Annotated in this window: 13 protein-coding genes, 1 tRNA gene and 1 pseudogene; 5 read left to right on the top strand and 10 right to left on the bottom strand. The window is 69.0% G+C overall.

Features of this window, described 5'->3' with window-relative positions:
- Positions 1 to 36 precede the first annotated feature (36 nt).
- Positions 37 to 357, bottom strand: coding sequence for a hypothetical protein (locus PKD89_RS01135; RefSeq protein WP_289012555.1), 321 nt, complete (start codon positions 355 to 357; stop codon positions 37 to 39).
- Between the two features lie 19 nt (positions 358 to 376).
- A complete protein-coding gene (locus tag PKD89_RS01130) occupies positions 377 to 1,084 on the bottom strand; it encodes a tetratricopeptide repeat protein (protein ID WP_287377633.1) in 708 nt (235 codons plus the stop codon).
- Between the two features lie 113 nt (positions 1,085 to 1,197).
- Here PKD89_RS01130 and PKD89_RS01125 point away from each other — a divergent pair, with 113 nt between their 5' ends.
- From PKD89_RS01125 to PKD89_RS01110, 4 genes are all read left to right on the top strand, one after another.
- Positions 1,198 to 2,301, top strand: coding sequence for a phosphotransferase family protein (locus PKD89_RS01125; protein WP_289012556.1), 1,104 nt, complete (start codon positions 1,198 to 1,200; stop codon positions 2,299 to 2,301).
- On the top strand, positions 2,298 to 3,185 hold the full coding sequence (locus PKD89_RS01120) for a PAC2 family protein (RefSeq protein ID WP_287389480.1): 888 nt from the start codon (positions 2,298 to 2,300) through the stop codon (positions 3,183 to 3,185). Before PKD89_RS01125 ends, PKD89_RS01120 begins: the two co-directional genes overlap by 4 nt.
- Positions 3,186 to 3,278: 93 nt before the next feature.
- Positions 3,279 to 3,965 carry a hypothetical protein gene (locus tag PKD89_RS01115; protein ID WP_289012557.1) on the top strand — a complete coding sequence of 229 codons (687 nt, stop codon included), beginning with the start codon at positions 3,279 to 3,281 and terminating at the stop codon, positions 3,963 to 3,965.
- Positions 3,959 to 4,834, top strand: a complete 876-nt coding sequence (locus PKD89_RS01110) for a M15 family metallopeptidase (protein WP_289012558.1) — start codon at positions 3,959 to 3,961, stop codon at positions 4,832 to 4,834. The genes PKD89_RS01115 and PKD89_RS01110 overlap by 7 nt, the downstream gene beginning before the upstream one ends.
- An 83-nt stretch (positions 4,835 to 4,917) precedes the next feature.
- On the opposite strand, the gene PKD89_RS01105 is transcribed toward PKD89_RS01110, so the two are convergent.
- From PKD89_RS01105 to PKD89_RS01080, 6 genes and pseudogenes are all read right to left on the bottom strand, one after another.
- Positions 4,918 to 6,168 (bottom strand): ArnT family glycosyltransferase, encoded by a 1,251-nt coding sequence (locus tag PKD89_RS01105; protein ID WP_324332220.1) that lies wholly within the window; start codon positions 6,166 to 6,168, stop codon positions 4,918 to 4,920.
- 122 nt (positions 6,169 to 6,290) lie between these two features.
- Positions 6,291 to 6,497: pseudogene (locus tag PKD89_RS01100) on the bottom strand (DMT family transporter); the annotation flags it as partial.
- 23 nt (positions 6,498 to 6,520) lie between these two features.
- Positions 6,521 to 8,269, bottom strand: a complete 1,749-nt coding sequence (locus tag PKD89_RS01095; protein ID WP_289012560.1) for a hypothetical protein — start codon at positions 8,267 to 8,269, stop codon at positions 6,521 to 6,523.
- On the bottom strand, positions 8,266 to 11,328 hold the full coding sequence (locus PKD89_RS01090; RefSeq protein ID WP_289012561.1) for an MFS transporter: 3,063 nt from the start codon (positions 11,326 to 11,328) through the stop codon (positions 8,266 to 8,268). Before PKD89_RS01090 ends, PKD89_RS01095 begins: the two co-directional genes overlap by 4 nt.
- Positions 11,325 to 13,508, bottom strand: coding sequence for an ABC transporter permease subunit (locus PKD89_RS01085; protein ID WP_324332219.1), 2,184 nt, complete (start codon positions 13,506 to 13,508; stop codon positions 11,325 to 11,327). The genes PKD89_RS01090 and PKD89_RS01085 overlap by 4 nt, the downstream gene beginning before the upstream one ends.
- 98 nt (positions 13,509 to 13,606) lie before the next feature.
- Entirely contained in the window at positions 13,607 to 15,304 is a 1,698-nt protein-coding gene (locus PKD89_RS01080; protein WP_287389487.1) for an AMP-binding protein, read from the bottom strand.
- An 87-nt stretch (positions 15,305 to 15,391) separates the two neighbouring features.
- Here PKD89_RS01080 and PKD89_RS01075 point away from each other — a divergent pair.
- Positions 15,392 to 15,464, top strand: a tRNA-Ala gene (locus tag PKD89_RS01075).
- 46 nt (positions 15,465 to 15,510) lie between these two features.
- Here PKD89_RS01075 and rsfS read toward each other — a convergent pair.
- Positions 15,511 to 15,879 (bottom strand): ribosome silencing factor, encoded by a 369-nt coding sequence (rsfS, locus tag PKD89_RS01070; RefSeq protein WP_289012563.1) that lies wholly within the window; start codon positions 15,877 to 15,879, stop codon positions 15,511 to 15,513.
- Positions 15,876 to 17,255, bottom strand: a 1,380-nt coding sequence (locus PKD89_RS01065) for a LytR C-terminal domain-containing protein (protein ID WP_289012564.1), incomplete at its 5' end; no start/stop codon positions are given. The genes PKD89_RS01065 and rsfS, both read right to left, overlap by 4 nt.

Raw genomic sequence — 17,255 nt, 5'->3', positions numbered from 1 at the left:
CCGCGCTCCCCGAGGCAGCCCCGGCAGCCCGGTCGATCAGCGGATGGGCAGGCCCCGCACCAGGCGCTGTGCCTCCCATTCCGCCTCACACTCGGCGCTGAGATGCAGGTAGGCGTCGTGATGACGTCGGCCGATCAGGCGACCCCGCAGGTACTCGCCGAGGTACCCGACGAGAAACCCGAGCCATCCCCGTACCCGCCACTGGCGAACGTGCACGGCCTCGTGGGCCTCCAGCCGCTCGTGGCCCACCACGTCGCTGCGCATCGACACGACCGGACCAATCGTGATGGCGGCGGAGCCCGGGGGCACCGGGCCGCCCTCCAGCGCGTAGTACCCGGGGCGGCGCACCAGCTTCACGGTGAGACCCGCTCCATCGTTAGAACAACCGGGCGGACAGCTTGCGTCGCCACTCTCCGGTGGCGGGGCTGTCGGGATCCAACAACTCAAGCAGTTCGAGGAACCGCGAGCGGGCGTCATCGTCGGCCTTCACCCGGTCGAGGAGGGATCCGAGCTCAGCCTCGATGCCGGCGACCGACACCGTTCCGCCCTCCGATGCCAACGCCCGCACGTGACGTACCTCCAGGTTGGCATCCGACATGCCATCGATCAGGGCCAGGCCCTCCTCGGCTCGCCCGTCGGCGACGAGCAGCTTGGCCAGCGCCAACCGAGCGCCCTCGTGGACTGCATCCATGCTCAGCGCGGTGCGCAACGACGCCTCGTCGCCCAGCTCGACCAGCGCGTTCACCGCCTCGGCCTCATCCGGCGGCAACAGGCTGCGGACAAACTCGGCCACCTTGGCCTCCGGCTGAGCGCCGGTGAAACTGTTGGCCACCTGGCGATCGACCAGGCCGAACACCGCTGGGATCGACTGCACCCGAAACACCTGCGAGGCCTGCGGGTTCTCGTCGACGTTGATCTTGGCCAGCGCCACCTTGTCGCCCAGCTCGCCGACGACCTTGTCGAGGATCGGGCCGAGCGATTTGCACGGCCCGCACCAGGGCGCCCACAGGTCGACGACGACCGGAACCTGCTCGGAACGTGCCAGCACCTCGGTCTCGAAGGTGGCATCGGTGACGTCGACCATGGGGACAGCTCGCTTTGTTTGCCGGACGGGCTCACCAGCATATGAGCGCATCGGTGGGCTCGGGTCCCAAGCGGTAGCGTGGCCGGGGAACATCAAAATTCGGAAAGGTCACCGTGAGCGACGAGAACCGTGCACCGACAGACCGCACTGCAGCGGAAAGCACCGTGCCCGAGGGCATCGATGCGGCTGCGGTGGAGGCCTGGATGGCTGAGCACATCGAGGGGCTCACCCCGCCGCTCGCCTTCTCGCTGATCACCGGCGGTCATTCCAACCTGACCTACTCGGTCACCGATGCTGCCGACGGGCACTGGGTGTTGCGCCGACCGCCCCTGGGCCAGGTGCTGGCCACCGCCCACGACATGGGACGCGAGCACCGGATCATCTCGGCGCTCGCCCCGACCGACGTGCCCGTCCCCGGCATCGTCGGCCTCAGCGCTGACGACTCGGTCAACGGCGCTCCGTTCTACGTCATGGACTACGTCGATGGCGTCGTCGCCCGCGACGAGGCGACCGCCACGAACCTGACACCCGATCAGCGCGCCCGGGCGGGCGCCTCCCTGGTCGAGGTGCTGCACCGCATCCACTCGGTCGACATCGACGCCGTGGGCCTCGGGGACCTCGGCCGTCGGGAGGGCTACCTCGAACGTCAGCTGAAGCGGTGGAACGGCCAGTTCGAACAGAGCCGCACCCAGGTCGCCGAGGGTGCGCTGCCGGACCTGGGCGCCCTGCACGACCGGCTGGCCCTGGCGGTGCCGCCCCAGCAACAGGACTCGATCGTCCACGGCGACTACCGCCTGGACAACTGCATGCTCGGCCCCGACGGTTCGGTGATCGCCGTGCTCGACTGGGAGATCTGCACGTTGGGCGACCCCCTCGCCGACGTCGGCCTGCTGATGTGTTACTGGCCCGACCCGGGGGATGCGGCAGCGCTCCCCCAGGTGTCGACGGTGTCCCTGCCCGGGTTTCCCCGACGGGCGGATCTGCTGGCGGCCTACGCCAAGCGGTCCAGCCTGGACCTGTCGGGCATCGACTACTACATCGCCTTCGGCTATTGGAAGCTCGCCTGCATCATCGCCGGCGTGTACGCCAGGTACGCCGGCGGCGCCATGGGCGACGCCGGCCGGGAAGGGGCCGAAGGGTTCCGAACCATGATCGAAGGCATCGAGAAGCTGGCGTATCAATCCCTGGAATCCTCATCGCTGGAGGCGTCATCATGAGTGAACTGGTGGAAATCCTCCTTCGACCGGAGTTGAACGACCCGACCCTGATCATCGCGCTCGATGGTTGGATCGATGCCGGGGGTGCGGCCGACACCGCCGCCGAGGTCATGTCCGACCAGGCAAGCGTGTCAACGCTCGCCACCTTCTCCTCCGATGAACTGCTCGATTACCGGGCCCGCCGCCCCACGATGCACCTGCTCGCCGGGGTGGTCACCGACCTGGACTGGCCCAAGCTGGAGCTGCGCGGCGGCACCGACGCCGCCGGCAACGACGTGCTGTTCCTCACCGGGGCCGAGCCCGACCGCCTGTGGCGCTCGTTCATCGCCACGACGGTCGAGCTGGCGCTCAGCTTCGACGTCAAGCGCGTGATCGGCTTGGGTGCCTACCCCGCGCCGGTGCCCCACACCCGTGCCAGCCGGCTCAGCATCACCACCTCCTCACAGGAGGTCTCCGACACGCTCCCCGGGCTTCAGCGCGGCACCCTCGAGGTGCCCGCCGGCGTGTTCGCCGCACTCGACGAGGAGTTCAACGCGTCGGGTATCCCGTCGTTCGGGCTGTGGGCCCAGGTGCCCCACTACGCCTCCAACCTGCCCTCACCGGCGGCGGCGAGGGCACTGGTCGAGGGTGTGATGGAGTACGCGGGTCTCAGCTTCACGCTCGAGGGCCTCGGGGGCGAAGTGAAGGCCAGCCGTCTGCGCTTGGATGCCCTGCTGGAGTCCAACCCCGAGCATCAACCCCTGGTCGAGCAGTTGGAACAGGCGTGGGACGAGGGTCAAAGCGCCGATGCCGCGTTCACGTCGCTCGACGGTCCGCTGCCCTCCGGCGAGGAACTGGCCGCCGAGTTTCAGGAGTTTCTGCGCGACCGCGACCCCGAGGACTGATTTGACCTGGTCATGAGCCAAGAGGTGTGAACACAATGTTGCATGCCCGGTTCCCGCCAGCAACGATCGGCCCGTGCGACATCACCGTCGCCGATGTCGCCGCAACCCCTGCACCCATCCGGCGGGACCTCGGGCGACCAGCCGACGATCGCGTACCCGGCATCCACTCCGCCGACCGGTGGTCGGTCGGGTCGCGGAATCTGGATCGCGCTGGGGATCAGCGCCGGCGTGCTGCTGATCGGTGGCGGTGCGCTTTTGGCATTCGTGCTGACCAAATCCGACCCCGAGCCAAGCGTGACCGCCGCCCAGAACCAGACCGAGACCGAGACCGGCAAGGCTGAGCTCGGGGGACGCTCGACCGAGGATGACGGCTCCGGAGCCACCGGGAAGAGGATCGAATCGCCGGACTCGACAATGGCCTCCCCGACCACCGCCGCTGCCCCCACGCTGCCCCCACCGACCGTCCCCTCCACAGCGCCGCCTCCGACTCAACCACCGGCCATTACGGCGAGGGTCAGCCGCACCTGCGGTGCAGACGGCACCGGCGACTGCTTTGTGTCCCTTCGCACCGGCCCCTCCTCGAACGGGTCTGAACTCGGTCGGCTGTACGAGAACGACACCGTGACCATCGAATGCCAGCAGCGGGGCGAGTCGGTCAAGTCTTCAGTGCTGGGATCCTCGACCGACGTCTGGGCCAGGTCGACCGACGGGCACTGGTTGGCGATGGCGTTTCTCGATGCCCCCGGATGGTCGCCGACCGACATCACCGTGTCGTGCTGATCCGGCGACTGCGGAGGCGGCCGAGCGCCGCCGCGGCGTTGTTGGCCGCCCTCGCATTGACGACCGCGCCGGCCGCTCTCGGCTGCGGTCGGACCACAACGACTGAGGCTGGCGACGTCGGTGATCCCCCGGTCGCGTCGGCACCCGACTTCACCCCCGAGGCCCAAGCCGAAGGCTCGGCTCTCACCGTCGAAACGGCAACCACCATCGAGCCGACCACCAGCATCGCAGCGAGCAGCAGTGCGGCACCGACCAGCGAGCCGGGCCCGACCTTCTCCTCCAACGTGGCCCCAATCGACCCTGAGCTGGGATCAGCTATGACCGGTGTGTCGTGGCGGCCGGGTTGTCCTGTTCCACTCGAGGACCTACGTCGGCTGACCGTGACCCACTGGACCTTCGACGGCACGACCGACGTCGGCACCCTGATCGTGCACCGCGACGTCGCCGATGGATTGGCCGGGGTATTCCGGCGTTTGTTCGAGCAGGGCTTCGCCATCCGCCAGATGGTGCCAGTTCACACCTTCGGTGGCACCGGCAATCCGGAGGACGGCGCCGATGACTACGCTTCGATCGAGGCGGACAACACCTCGGCGTTCAACTGCCGCCAGCGCACGGGGGGCGGTGAGTTCTCCCAGCACTCCTACGGCACAGCACTCGACCTGAACCCGCTGGAGAACCCCTACGTCACCGCCACCGGTACCACCTCACACTCGAAGAGCGAGCCGTACCTCGACCGCAGTGAGGACGGCCAGGGGGTGATCAGCTCCGGCGGGGGCGTCGAGGCGGCGTTCGCCAAGGCCGGATGGCAGTGGGGTGGCAACTGGTCGGGCGTCATCGACTACCAGCACTTCTCGGTCAACGGCAGGTAGGACCCGCCTGGAACGGCAGAGACCGCGACCCCGAGGATCGAGCGCCCTGGCAACCCTGCTCTGACCCCCGGCGGACCGGGAGGTTAAGGGCGGTTGACCGGATCGTCCCGAACCGCAGCGTCGGAGCGCTTGGCGTCGATCAGGCCTGTCAGGAGGGACGCCGCGCCGATCGATAACACCGGCAGAGCCGTCACATTGAACCTCGGGTTGCCGTAACTCGCCGCAGCGCTCACGGACACCATCACCAACGGTGCCGCCACGATGAGCCACTCCCAACCCCACGCCCGGCGCCTGCCCAGGCGCACCAGGCCGATGACCCCGACCACGGCCAGCACGGCGTCGAGCGGACGGCTCACCACCTGCCACCCGTAGCGACGGGTCTCGTCCGCGTCACGGCGGGCGAGATCCCGCGGATCCCAGGCTGCCCACACCCGGGACGTTCGCGCCGCCAACACGAGCGGCACGCCGGACAGGTGAGTCCTGACGTATTCGGTGGCTCGCGTGCGTTGGGCATCGGCCACCTCCACCTCCGGCTCCCCTCCGGTGGGTGTGGCGTCCACGACGCACGGGAAGCTCCAGCTGCCCAGACCGGGTCCGCCGAAGGTGGCATCGCAGTTCGACCCCGCCAACGCACTGCTCGGCGAAATGGTCGACACGGCGTAGGTGCCGACCGCCCGATGGTTGCGCCACATCCATGGCCCCACGACAGCCACCACCACCAGCACCACCAGCGCAGCCGCAGACAGCCTGGCTCGCATCCCCGTGCCGGCGCTCGCCAACACCGCTGGAAGGGCGACGAGCACCACGATCAGCGCAAGATCCTGGCGGGTCAGAACGGCCACGCCGCACACCGCACCGAGGGCGATCACCGATGTCCAGCCGATCCCCTTGGTCAGCACCCGGTGCGCCAGCACCAGCGCTGCCAACACCAAGGGCACCGTGAGGTTCTCGCTCATCGTCGAGGAGTCGGCGGCAACGAGCGTCGGGCTCAGCGCCACCGCTCCGGCTGCGAGCAGCCCAACCCGTGCGTCAGCGAGTGCGCGGCCCAGGATGGCGACCAGCACCACCGTGACGACCCCGGGTACCACCCCGGCCATGCGAACCGCCGTTGCGCCCGGGCCGAACATCCACTGCCAGAGCGCCTGATACGCCGGGTACACGGGCGGAAAAGCGGCCGTCGGGGTCAGCTCGCCCTCGAACAGCGATGTCGGCACCACATATCCCGTCCCCGCCAGGATCGAGCCGCCCTGCAACTGGTACCAGATGGCGTCCAGGCCCGAGCGGACCGGACCGAGCACCCACAGCACATAAGCCACCCGGGCGGCAACCGCCACGGTCGAGATGAGGGCGAGGCTCAGCGCCCACCCACGCGGGCTCTCCCACGCACGCGCGTTCGGCGTGACCGACGGGCGCTCGGGCGAATGCGATTCTCGGTTCACGGCTGTTCGACCAGCGCTCACGACTCGCCGCTGACGACCTGAAGGCCGACGACCGAAACGACCAGCGTCGACAGAAAAAACATCCGCCAGAACGTGACCGGTTCGTTGAACAACACGATCCCGGCGATGACCGTGCCGATGGCGCCGATCGCTCCCCACACCGCATAGGCGGTGCCGACCGGGATGGCGCCCTCGCCCCCCATCGCCTGGAACAGCAGAAACACCCAGTTGATGCCCATGGTGAGGCTTAAGGGTAGGTCTTGCCCTTGCGGGGTCCGGAGACCGGCGCCCAGTCGGCGGGCGGCTCCTCGGCGGTTGTGGGGAATGCCTCGAAGTTGGTCACCCCGGTTTCGGCATCGAACACGTGGGGCTCGTCGTCGGGCCACTCACCAGGCAGATAGCGCTTGCCGCCGTCGGAGTAGCGCCAACCACCCTTGCCTTCCTTGCCCCCCTCGTCGGGTGCGATCACGTCGGGGTCCCACGAGATCTCGGTCATGTCGTCAAGGGCCACGTAGTCGGTGTTGGGGAAGAAGCCCCGGTTGCCGAAGCTGATCTGCGGGGCGATCGGCGATCCGGCCAGTATCGGTGCCGTGAAGAGCGCGTCGCGGAAGTGTTCGGCGGTCAGGTCGGGCCCGGCGCCCTGGAGCCCACCGAACAACACCTGCAGGTTGGGCACGGTGAGCAGGGCGGCGGCGCCGCCCGGCGGCTCGGTGCCGAAGTACCACTTGTGCAGGCCGATCGGGGTGCCGATTCCGCCGTCGACCCGGGGGAACAGGCTGGTGGGGCCGAAGGCGCGGGCCCACTGGTCCTGGTCGTAGGTGCGACTGAACACGTTGTTCTCCACCAGCGAGGACCCGCTGGTGATCCACTCCGGGTGGTAATCCTGCTCGGACGCGATGCGGGTCAGCGTCTGGGGGGCGATCGGGTCGCCCACGAACACGATCGAGGTGATGCCCTCGCTCTTGAACTGGCTGAGCATGGCCCGGCCGGTGGTGCCGAGCGCCAGCGGGTCGTCGTAGCGCTGAATGTTGGCCAGCTCGGCGCCGTAGTCCTCGGCCAGGATGCTGGTGAACATCTCGATGGGGGCGTCGTTCTGCTCGGTCCCCTCGGCGGCGATCATGGCTATCTTGCGGGGCTTGTCCTTCAGCGGGCCGCCCGCCCACTTGGCCGGGCGGTCGATGAGCCGCTTGCCCAGGTACTCGGCGACGAGCACCAGGTTCTGGGTCGGCGTCTTCTGCACGCCCCACTGGTACGGGTCACGCTCTCCGTAGAACTCGTCGTCGCCGGTGGAGGTGCAGCCCATACACACGATGCCGTTGGCCGAGATCGTGTCGGCGAAGGCGTTGGACAGCTGGGGCCCGTTGATCACGGCGAACGGTTTGATGTCGCGGGCGATCGTCTCGGCATCGGCGGTGGCGGCCACCGAGTCCTGGATGTTGCCGGTGGCGATGTAGGGGATGATCTCCACCTCGCGACCATAGAACTCGTAGTAGGAGGCAAAGATCTCGTTGAAGTTGTCGTAGGCCTTCTCGGCCTCGCCCGGCTTGGTCTCCAGGCCGATCTGTCCGTAGATGAACTCGAGGATCGGGTCGTTGGGCTGGTTGAGGTAGGCGACCACCTTGATCTTGTCTGCGGTCACCCCGGTTGCGGTGGCGCCGCCGTTGTCGCCCGAGAACTTGGCGAAGCAGTTCTGCTGCGGAGCGAGCGGCAGGGCGAGCGTGCCGGTGGCCGGATCGCAGCGATCACCGAAGTCGTAGTCGTCCAGGGTGCCCTTGGCCTTGGCCTGCTCAAAGGTCATCACCCCCGGCGGCAGCTCGATCTCGGTCGTGTCGCCGGCCCCGCGTTCGGGCGCACTCGACGGTCCGGTCGCCCGGGCGTCGGCGATCGGCTCGGCGACCAACACGACGCCGACGAGAAGCGCGATCGCCCCCAGGATGGCAACCATGGGGCCCCAGCGGGCGATCGGGCCGGGCCCCTCCGTACGATCTCCACTCACGACAACCCTCCTGCATCGGTCGCTTGCACGCGGGGCCCCGACCGGGCCACCAACTCGGCGCTGCTTCCCAGGTAGCTGGCCACGACCGTGGGATGGCCGAGCACCTCGGCCGGTCGGCCCTCGGCGATCACCCGGCCGGTTTCCAGGGCGACCAGGCGGTCGGCAACCTGGGCCAACAGGCCCATGTCGTGCTCGACGATCACCATGGCGCAGCCCAGCTCGTTTCGCAGCCGGAGGAGCAATGGGCCCAGTGCCTCGGTCTCTCGCTGCGCGATGCCCGACGAGGGCTCGTCCAACAGGACCACCTTGGGCCGCTGGGCGACGACGGCGGCCAGGTCGACGATGCGGCGGGAGCCGGTCGACAGCTCGCCGACGAACTTGTTGCGATAGTCGCCCAGACCGAAGCGCTCGATCAACACGTCGGTGTCCCGGCGCACCTTCCACTCCGACATCACCAACGGCGGAGTTCGCAGCACCGCGTCGGCGGTCGAACGGACCTCCACCCAGCGCTCGTGGGCCAGCGCCAGCGCCTCGGCGACGGTGAGGCCCGGGAACAGTCGGGCGTCCTGAAAGGACCGCCCCAGGCCGGCCCAGGCCCGGCGGGCGACCGGGGCGCCGGTCAGCTCGACCTCGCCGAGCGTGATCGTGCCCGCTTCGGTGGGGACAAAGCCCGAGATCGCATCGAGCACGGTCGTTTTGCCTGCGCCGTTGGGGCCGATCAGCCCCACGATCTCGCCCGGTACGACGCTGAGCGACACGCCGTCGACCGCGCGGACCCCCCCGAAGCGACACACCAGATCGGTCGCCCGAAGCGCCGGGCTCTGCGGTGAGCGGGGCGGGGACGAGACACGGGGTACGGCGGGCTCGGTGTGCTCGGTGTGCTCGGTGTGCTCGGCGGGTTCGGCACCGAGAAACACCGAGCGCAACAGGTCGGGGCGCTTCAACAGCTCGGCGGTCGGCCCGGTGAAGCGCAGCTGGCCCTTCTCCATGAACAGTGCCCGGTCGGCCAGGGTCAACGCCACGTTGACCGACTGCTCGACCAGGATGACCGTCGTGCCGGACGCAGCGACGTCGCGCACCAGAGCGACCAGCTCCTCGACGACGACCGGTGCCAGGCCGAGGGACAGTTCGTCGATCATCAACAGCCGAGGTCGGGCCAACAGTGCCATCGCCAGGGCGAGCTGTTGTTGTTGCCCACCGGACAGGTTGGCGGCCGGCTCGCCCATCCGCTCGCCGAGCACGGGGAACGGTGCGCACACCTCTTCGATGCGCCGGGCCAACTCGCCCGGCTTCCGGCGCAACATCCAGCCGGCGGTGCGCAGGTTGTCGGCAACGCTCAGCGACGGGAACGTTCCCTTGCCCCCCGGCATTTCGCCCAGGCCCAGCTGCGCAATCTCCTGGGGTGGGGCGTGGGTGATGTCGCGCCCATCGAAGACGACCGCGCCACGGTGGGCGTGCACCGAGCCGGCGATCGCCCCGAGCAGGGTGGACTTGCCGGCGCCGTTGGTGCCGAGCAGCGCCACCACCTCGCCCTCGGCCACCTCCATCGACAGGCCGGTCAGCACCCGCAGGTTGTCGTAGCTGACGTGCAGGTCGCGCACGACGAGCAACTTGGCCCGTCCAGACGCCCGTTCGCTGGCGTCCTCGGCCCGGGCCAGCGACCCGACCCACACATCGGCTATGTCGCCCTGGATCGTGGCGGACACGGTCGACACGATCAGCCCGCCGATGACGAGCACCGGCGCCATCACCAACATGCCCACCCGGGCGTCGAACCGGTCGGTCACCCAGCCGATCAGCGGCAGCACCAACAGCCCAGGTATTGCCCAATAGCTGGCGATGGCGAAGCCGACCGCCCGCGCCCTGGCCGGGATGGCCACCGACAGGCTGGCCAACAGCCCGGGGAGGATGATCGCCAAACATGAGGTGAGCGCGATGTTGGCGACGACGGTCAGCCACACGGTGGGCGCCAGTGCAAACGCCGCCGCAAACACGCCGGCGGCGATGGCGACCACCCGCAGAAACTTGAACACGAGGGCCGGGTCCCGCAGGAACAACTTGGTGCCCATCGCTGCGCCCATCGCCAGGCCGATGAACTGGAACGGTTCGACCGAGGCCGCCAGATAGCCCCGCTGCAGCTCGTCGAGGTTGTAGGTCTGCTCGTACATGATGCCTGCCAGGCTGACGAAGCCGATCAGCGACACCGACAGGAACGGCACCGAATACCACAGCCGCCGCAGCGACGGAATCTCGTTGCACAGCCGGAAGGCCTCCTCGAAGGACGCCTTGGGTTCGGCGAGCGCGATCATCTCGGCGTCGCCGCCCGCAGCCTTGCGCTCCTGGCCGCCACGCACCGGCTCGCGCAACCGAAACGCTGCGATGGCGAAGATCACCGTCGGGATGAAGAACACGAAAAACGGGGTGCGCCAGCTGCCGGTGGCGGCGGCCAGCCCGCCGGCGAGGAGGGGCCCGGCAAACTGTCCGAGCACGTTGGCGCCGCGGTGGATCGAGAACACCGACGACCGCCGGTCGACCGCGTAGTAGTCGGCGAGCAGCGAGTTGTGGGTCGGGTCGACCGTCGCCCGGCCAATGCCGGCGCCCGAGCGGGCGATCACCAGCATCACAGCACCGACCGCCAGGCCGGTGAACAGCGAGAACACGCCCCAACACAGCGCACCGGCGATGACGATCGGCACCCTCGGGTAGCGATCGGCCGCCACGGCGATCGGCAGTTGCAACAGAAATGCCACCAGCAGGCTGAGCGCCACCACCGACAGGATGCCGGCGTTGGACATGTGAAGGTCGTCGCGAATGTTGGGGATGAGAATGCCAAAGCCGGTGCGGTCCAGTTCATCGACCGCGTTGAGGCCAAACAGGATGACGAGCGCGTTGAGCGGTCCGTCGCCGACCGCCCGGCGCAGGCCCTGAATAGGGTGGCGCAGCGACGGCCACCAGCGCGACGGCTGGACGACCGTGCTGACCGACTCGCCGAGCAGCGATGCCCACCCCACATCCTCGGCGCCGGCGTTGGCGGTCGCGGCTTCGGGCTGACCGCTCATGGGGACACCTCGGCGGGCTCGGGCTCGGGCTCGGGCTCAGTCTCGGGCTCGGCCTCAGGTTCCGGGGCTGATTCGGTTTCGACGGGGTGCTCAAGGGCGTCGGGGTCGCCCAGCTCGGACAACGACGGCACGATGATGCCCCGCCGGCGGGCCAGGTTGGCCAACAACAGGTCGCGCCAGCGCACCAGCGCCCCGCCCACCCCATCGGGCATCACCAGCAGCACGATCAGCGCGCCCGTCGCGGTGGCAAACAGGTTCCACGGCGGCGGGAGCAGCCAACCGGTGCCCCGCAGAATGAAGGCCCCGATCACCGCACCCGGAAGGCTGGCCAGGCCACCGACGACGACGCCGATGAAGGTGGCCACGCTCTCCTCGGGCAGGAACAGCGCCTGCTTGAACGCCCCCTGATGCAACGTGTACACCGCACCGGCGGCGCCGGCGATCGCCCCGGACAGGCCGAAGGCCGCCAGCTTGGCCTGGGTCACCCCCACCCCGTAAGCCCGGGTGGCATCCTCGTTCTCCCGGATGGCGATCAGCACGCGGCCCGAGCGGGAGCGCCGCAACGTGGACGCCGCCAGCAGGGAGAGCACCAACAAGCCGAGCGCCAGCAGGTACAGCTGGGCGGGGGTCTCCATCGGGATCCGCCCCAACAACGGTGGCCGGTCGCCGGCGAAGGAGGCGGTCGGGATCCAGTCGACGTAGCCGTTGTCGAACACACCGTTGGAAAAGGCGAGCGCCAGGGCCAGCGTGGTGACCGCCAGGTACACCCCTCGGATCCGCAGCGCCGGAAGGCCGACGACGACCGCAGCGGCGGCGCCCCCGATCGCTCCCAGGCCGATGGCGAGCAGCGGATCGACGGCGTGGTTCTGGGTGGCCCAGGCGAACACGGCCCCGCCCATACCGGCAAAGGCCATCTGCCCCAGGCTGAGCTGACCGGCCCAGCCGGACAGGATCACCAGTGAGACGCCGATGCTGGCGACGACGAGCACCGCTCCCAGCTTCAACATGGCGCCGGTCGACAACACGAGCGGAAACGCGGTGAGCGCCGCCAACCCGGCGACGATCAGCCCCAGCCGCACCGCAGCGACCTCCCACCGGCCGGCCAGCTCGGCCGGGATCGGGCGAACGTCGGAGGCCAGCTTCCACGACGACGTGTCGTCGCGGGCCGCCCGTGTGATGCCCCGGCGCTGCAGCAACAGGGCGCCGATGATGATCGCCGCCAACAGCGGTGCCACCAAGGCCCCGTCACCGGTTTGAAACCGCACCGCCAACTCGAGGACGCCAAGCACGATCGAGGACGACACGATCACACCCAGGTGCGTCATGCGGCCCAGCACCAGCGCGGCGATCGCCCGCAGCAACAGGCCCAGGCTGGTGCCGTAGCCGACGCCCAGCCCCCCGGTACCGGCGGTGAAGAACAACGCAGCGAAGGCCCCGACGGTGACGATCGTCCAGATGAGGCTGTGCAGCCGCTTCACCGGAACACCCAGCGTGAGCGCACGAGCGGTCCGGTCGGCCGACGCCCGCACCGCCACCCCGAGGGCAGTTCGGTTGAGGCAGAGCACGAGGACGACGAGCATCACCGGCACGAGCACCAACGCCATCAGGTCGGAACCGTCGAAGATCGTGCCGCCGATCTCGATCGATGCTTCGAACGGCACAGGCAGCGTCCGCACCGACGGCGACGCCCCCCAGGCCCGAGGCAGGATCAGCGCGCCGAAGCCCAACAGCTGGGCCAGGCCGATCGTCGCCACCGTGAGCAACACGCGGGGCGCCTCGAAGAACCGTCGGATGATCAGCCCCTCGACCACCACGCCCAACACGACCGCTGCGGCCAGTCCGGCGGCGCCGCAGGCCCAGTAGTTCCAGCCCCATTGATCGGCGAGCAACACCGCCAGGGTGGCCGGGACGATGCCCAGGTCGCCGGTGGCGAAGTTGATCACCCGGTTGGCCCGCCACACGAGCGCCAAGCCCACCGCGGCGAGCGACGCGATCAACCCGGCCAGCGCCCCAGCAGCGAACGTTCCCAAAGGGACGGGCAGCAACACCAATTGGGCGACGAGCAGGGCCGCAGGGGCGGCGTAGGGGGTCAGGCGACGGCGCCACTCAGCCCCGTCGTACCCTCCGGCTGAGGCGATTCGCGGCCCCCCGCCAGCAGCGCTCTGCCCCCCGGCTACCACCTCGCCCAGCCCCCATCGTCGAGTGTTGTGGCACTGTACACAAACGCCTCACAGCGCCGGGCGACGATGTCTCGCCGGTCGACGCCGGCCCGGACACGCTACGCCGGGTCGACCAGCTCGAGCTCGTCGTTCTCCCAGCGGGACTGGGCCAGGGAACGCTGCAACTTGCCCGAGCTGGTCTTGGGCACCGACCCTTTGGCCACCATGACCACCTGGCGCGGCGGCACTCCGATGTCGCGGGTGACCGTGTCGGCGAGTTCGCTGCGGACCGCCTCGGCATCAGCGTCGCCCAGCTCGGCGACGATGACGATCGATTGGGCACCGGCCCGCCCGTCCACCCCGAAGGCGATCACGTTGCCCGGCCGAACGCCGGCGACGGCCGATGCCGAACGCTCGATGTCCTGGGGATAGATGTTGCGACCACCGACGATGATCACGTCCTTGATGCGCCCGCAGATGACCAGGTCGCCGTCGAGCAGGTAGGCCAGGTCACCGGTGCGCAACCAACCGTCTCGAAGCAGCTCGGCGGTCGCCTCCGGGTTCTTGTAGTAGCCGGGCGTCACCGAAGTACCCCGGATCAACAGCTCGCCGACCTCGCGGTCGCTCCGTGGGGCCCCGGTCTTCGGATCGACGACGCGCATCTCGAGGCCGGGCACCGGTTGGCCGAGCAGGGCCAGCTCCCGGGTGTCGGGTACATCATCAACAAGCTGGGGGTCGACCGGGACGGCGAGGTGGTCGTGCTCGAGCGCCCGGGCGTCGACGACGTCGGTGCGGAACCCGTCCCAGCGCTGGGAGAAGGACCCGCCGATGCCAAGCTCGGCCATGCCGAAGGCGGGGAAGGCCGCGCCCGGTCGAAGCCCGAAGCGCTCGCCGGCGGTCATGAACCGGCGGAAGACCTCGGCGTCGATCGGCTCGGCGCCGTTGAGCAACACCTCGAGCGATGACAGGTCGAGGTCCTCGGCCCGGCGCAGCGCCCGGGCGGCGAGCGCATAGGCAAAGTTGGGGCCGGCGGTCATCGTGCCGCCATGATCGGAAATCCACTGCATCCAGCGGGACGGTCGGGACAAGAAGTCTTGCGGGGCGGCCTGCACCAGGTTGCGCCCGGTGGTCATCGGGATCGTCAACAGGCCGACCAGGCCCATGTCGTGGTACAGCGGCAGCCACGAGACGAAGGTCTCGTCGTCGATCAGGCCGCCCGCCTCGCAGCAGGCGTCGAGGTTGGCGCAGATCGTCCGGTGGGGCAGCATCACGCCCTTGGGCTCGGCGGTCGATCCGGAGGTGAACTGCAGCACCGCCAGGGCGTCGGGGTCCTCCGGGGGTCGGATCCAGTCTGCGGGATCGACCTCGGCCGACTCGGTGACCAGCTCCTGCAGCACAGCGAAGGGCGGGTCGTCGTCGGTGCGTTCGACAAAGGGGGCGAGCTGGTCGTCGATCAGCACCAGGGAGCAGTCGGCGGCGGCGATGCGGCTGCGGGTCTGGTCGACGAACGCTTCGATCGATCCGAGGCGCATCGGCAGGGGCAGCATCACCAGGCATCCACCGGTCAGCCAGGTGGCCTGGATGGCGGTGATCAGGGGCCGGGTGGTGGGCCCCAGGATGGCCACGTGGGTTCCGGGCGTCACACCACGTGCCTGCAGCACCGCCGCCAGCGAGCGGGCGGCGGCGTGGGTCTCCCCCCAGGTCGTCGTGTCGTATCCCTCGGGGGTGGCCAGGGTCAGCGTCGCCCCGCTGCGGGCGGCTCGCTCGATTCTTCCGATCAGGGTGTGCACGCCGATGAGACCCGACCGAGCGGCCACCGGTTACACCGGCCGGGCGGCAGGTCCGGCCGCCGCCCCGTTGGACGCCGCCGGGGGAAACACTGCTAATGTGGAACCTTCCCCAACGGGGCTGTAGCTCAATTGGTAGAGCGCATCCATGGCATGGATGAGGTCGTCGGTTCGATTCCGATCAGCTCCACTTCACACCACGCTCGGGCGGCGGAGACGTTCCTTCTGAGGAGCGCTCAGGACCGAGCGAGGTCGACCCGGGGCACGTCCCCATAGAGTCGCTCCAGGCGGTAATAGCCGCGGTCCTCCTCGATCAGGATGTGGATGACGACGTCGCCGTAGTCGATCAACACCCACCGGAGGGTGTCGCGCCCCTCGACCGACCTGGGGGTTCGCCCGGTCTCTTCGCGAACCTGGTACTCGATCTCATCGGCGAGCGCCTTGACCTGCCGTTCGGTGCGACCGGTCACCAGCACGAACGCATCGCAGATGACGAAGACGCCCGACACGTCGAGCACCTCGATCGCTTCGCCATCCTTGCTCTCGGCTGCCCGAGCCGCAACGGCGGCCAACGAAGCGGTCTCGACGTCCAGGCCAGGGCTCATGCCTGATCCTGGCCCACGACGACCACCGCGCGCACTTCCTCACCCAGGTTGTCGGTCTCGGTGAGCTCGGCGTTCAATGCATCGGCCACCCGCTGAGCCTGAGCGCGTTCGTCCTCGGTGGCATCCCGCGAAACCGCCACCGTCGTCCGGGCCTGGTCGAGCTTCTTCGCGTTGCCCACCACCCGCACCTCGCCGCCGGCACCCACGACCTGGCCGGCCAGCCGCAGCTCCAGCTGCGGCTCGGTCGTGCCGTTCAACAACTTGACGCCCAGGCGTTGCCCGGGGAAGCCCGAGACCGGGAAGGGGATGATGTCGCCCAGCGTGGCATCGATCGCCTCGGTGTCCGGGGCGGTAAACGAGGCGCCCTGGCCCTCGCCGCCATCCTCGCGTCCACCGATGCGACCCTCGGTGACCGGTAGCTGGGTCACGGACGACTCCCCAGCGCCAACTGCGGTCAGCAATTCGGCGAGAGCGGTGACGTTCTCGTCGTTGCTCGAGGGCTCAAAGCCCTGCTCGCTCAGCGCCAGCAACTGCTCGAACACCAGTTGCTGCCGGTTGAGGCGGTTGTATTCGGACTCCTCGGGCCCCAGATAGTTGACATACGACATCAGCCCGTCGGGATCGAGGGCCAGGTCGCCTGATTCGAACTGCGGCACGAGCGTTCCCTGGAAGTCGATGAGCAGTTGTTCCGGGTTGCGGACCTTCAGAGGCTCGCCCCCCAGCAGATCCTCGATCTCGGACTGCGTGACGATCAACTGCTTGGTCATGCCGAACCCGAGGGCCTTCTCGAGCTCCGTCTGTAGCTCGTCCATGCCGTCCTCGGCCTCGATGTAGTTCGGGATTCGCATGGCTCCGTCATCGTTCGCAAGCAGGAGGCTGAGGGGAACGGTGATGATCGTGCCGCCCGCCTCGCCCGAGCCCTGGGTGACGAACGACAGCGCCCGCAGGTCTCCGTCGTCGTTGACGACCGCCAGGAAGGTCACCGGCGTCGGCTTGACGGCCGCCTCGTAGCCGGGCTCGCTCGGCGAGCGCTGTTGTGGGCTGATCGACGCCCCGCCCGTCATACGCAGCGAGCTGCGGTACCCGGTGAACACCAACACGACGAGCAATGCGGCGAAGGTGGCGCTGAGGGCGAGAAAGCGCCGTGTGGAACCGATCTGGCGTCGGGCTTTGGGCACCCACGACTCAGCGTCAGCGTCACGGCTGACAGCGTGCCGGCCTGCACCCACCGCCGGGGCGCCAGCGGTGGACACGAAATCCTCCGGCTCCTCGAGCGCAGGGTCATAGTCGTCGGCGTCATAGGCATCGGCGTCATAGTCACCGGCGTCATAGTCACCGGCGTCATAGTCACCGGCGTCATAGTCACCGGCGTCATA

The organism is Candidatus Neomicrothrix sp. (assembly GCF_035329545.1).
Lineage (GTDB): Bacteria > Actinomycetota > Acidimicrobiia > Acidimicrobiales > Microtrichaceae > Microthrix > Microthrix subdominans.
The sequence above is the reverse complement of the archived record's forward strand: the minus strand, read 5'-3'. Positions and strand labels throughout refer to the sequence as shown.

What these genes read in the sequence shown, in the direction of transcription:
- PKD89_RS01130 (WP_287377633.1), bottom strand. Translation starts at nt 1,084, where the DNA reads ATGGTCGACGTCACCGATGCCACCTTCGAGACCGAGGTGCTGGCACGT.
- PKD89_RS01120 (WP_287389480.1), top strand. Translation starts at nt 2,298, where the DNA reads ATGAGTGAACTGGTGGAAATCCTCCTTCGACCGGAGTTGAACGACCCG.
- PKD89_RS01115 (WP_289012557.1), top strand. Translation starts at nt 3,279, where the DNA reads ATGTCGCCGCAACCCCTGCACCCATCCGGCGGGACCTCGGGCGACCAG.
- PKD89_RS01090 (WP_289012561.1), bottom strand. Translation starts at nt 11,328, where the DNA reads ATGAGCGGTCAGCCCGAAGCCGCGACCGCCAACGCCGGCGCCGAGGAT.
- rsfS (WP_289012563.1), bottom strand. Translation starts at nt 15,879, where the DNA reads ATGAGCCCTGGCCTGGACGTCGAGACCGCTTCGTTGGCCGCCGTTGCG.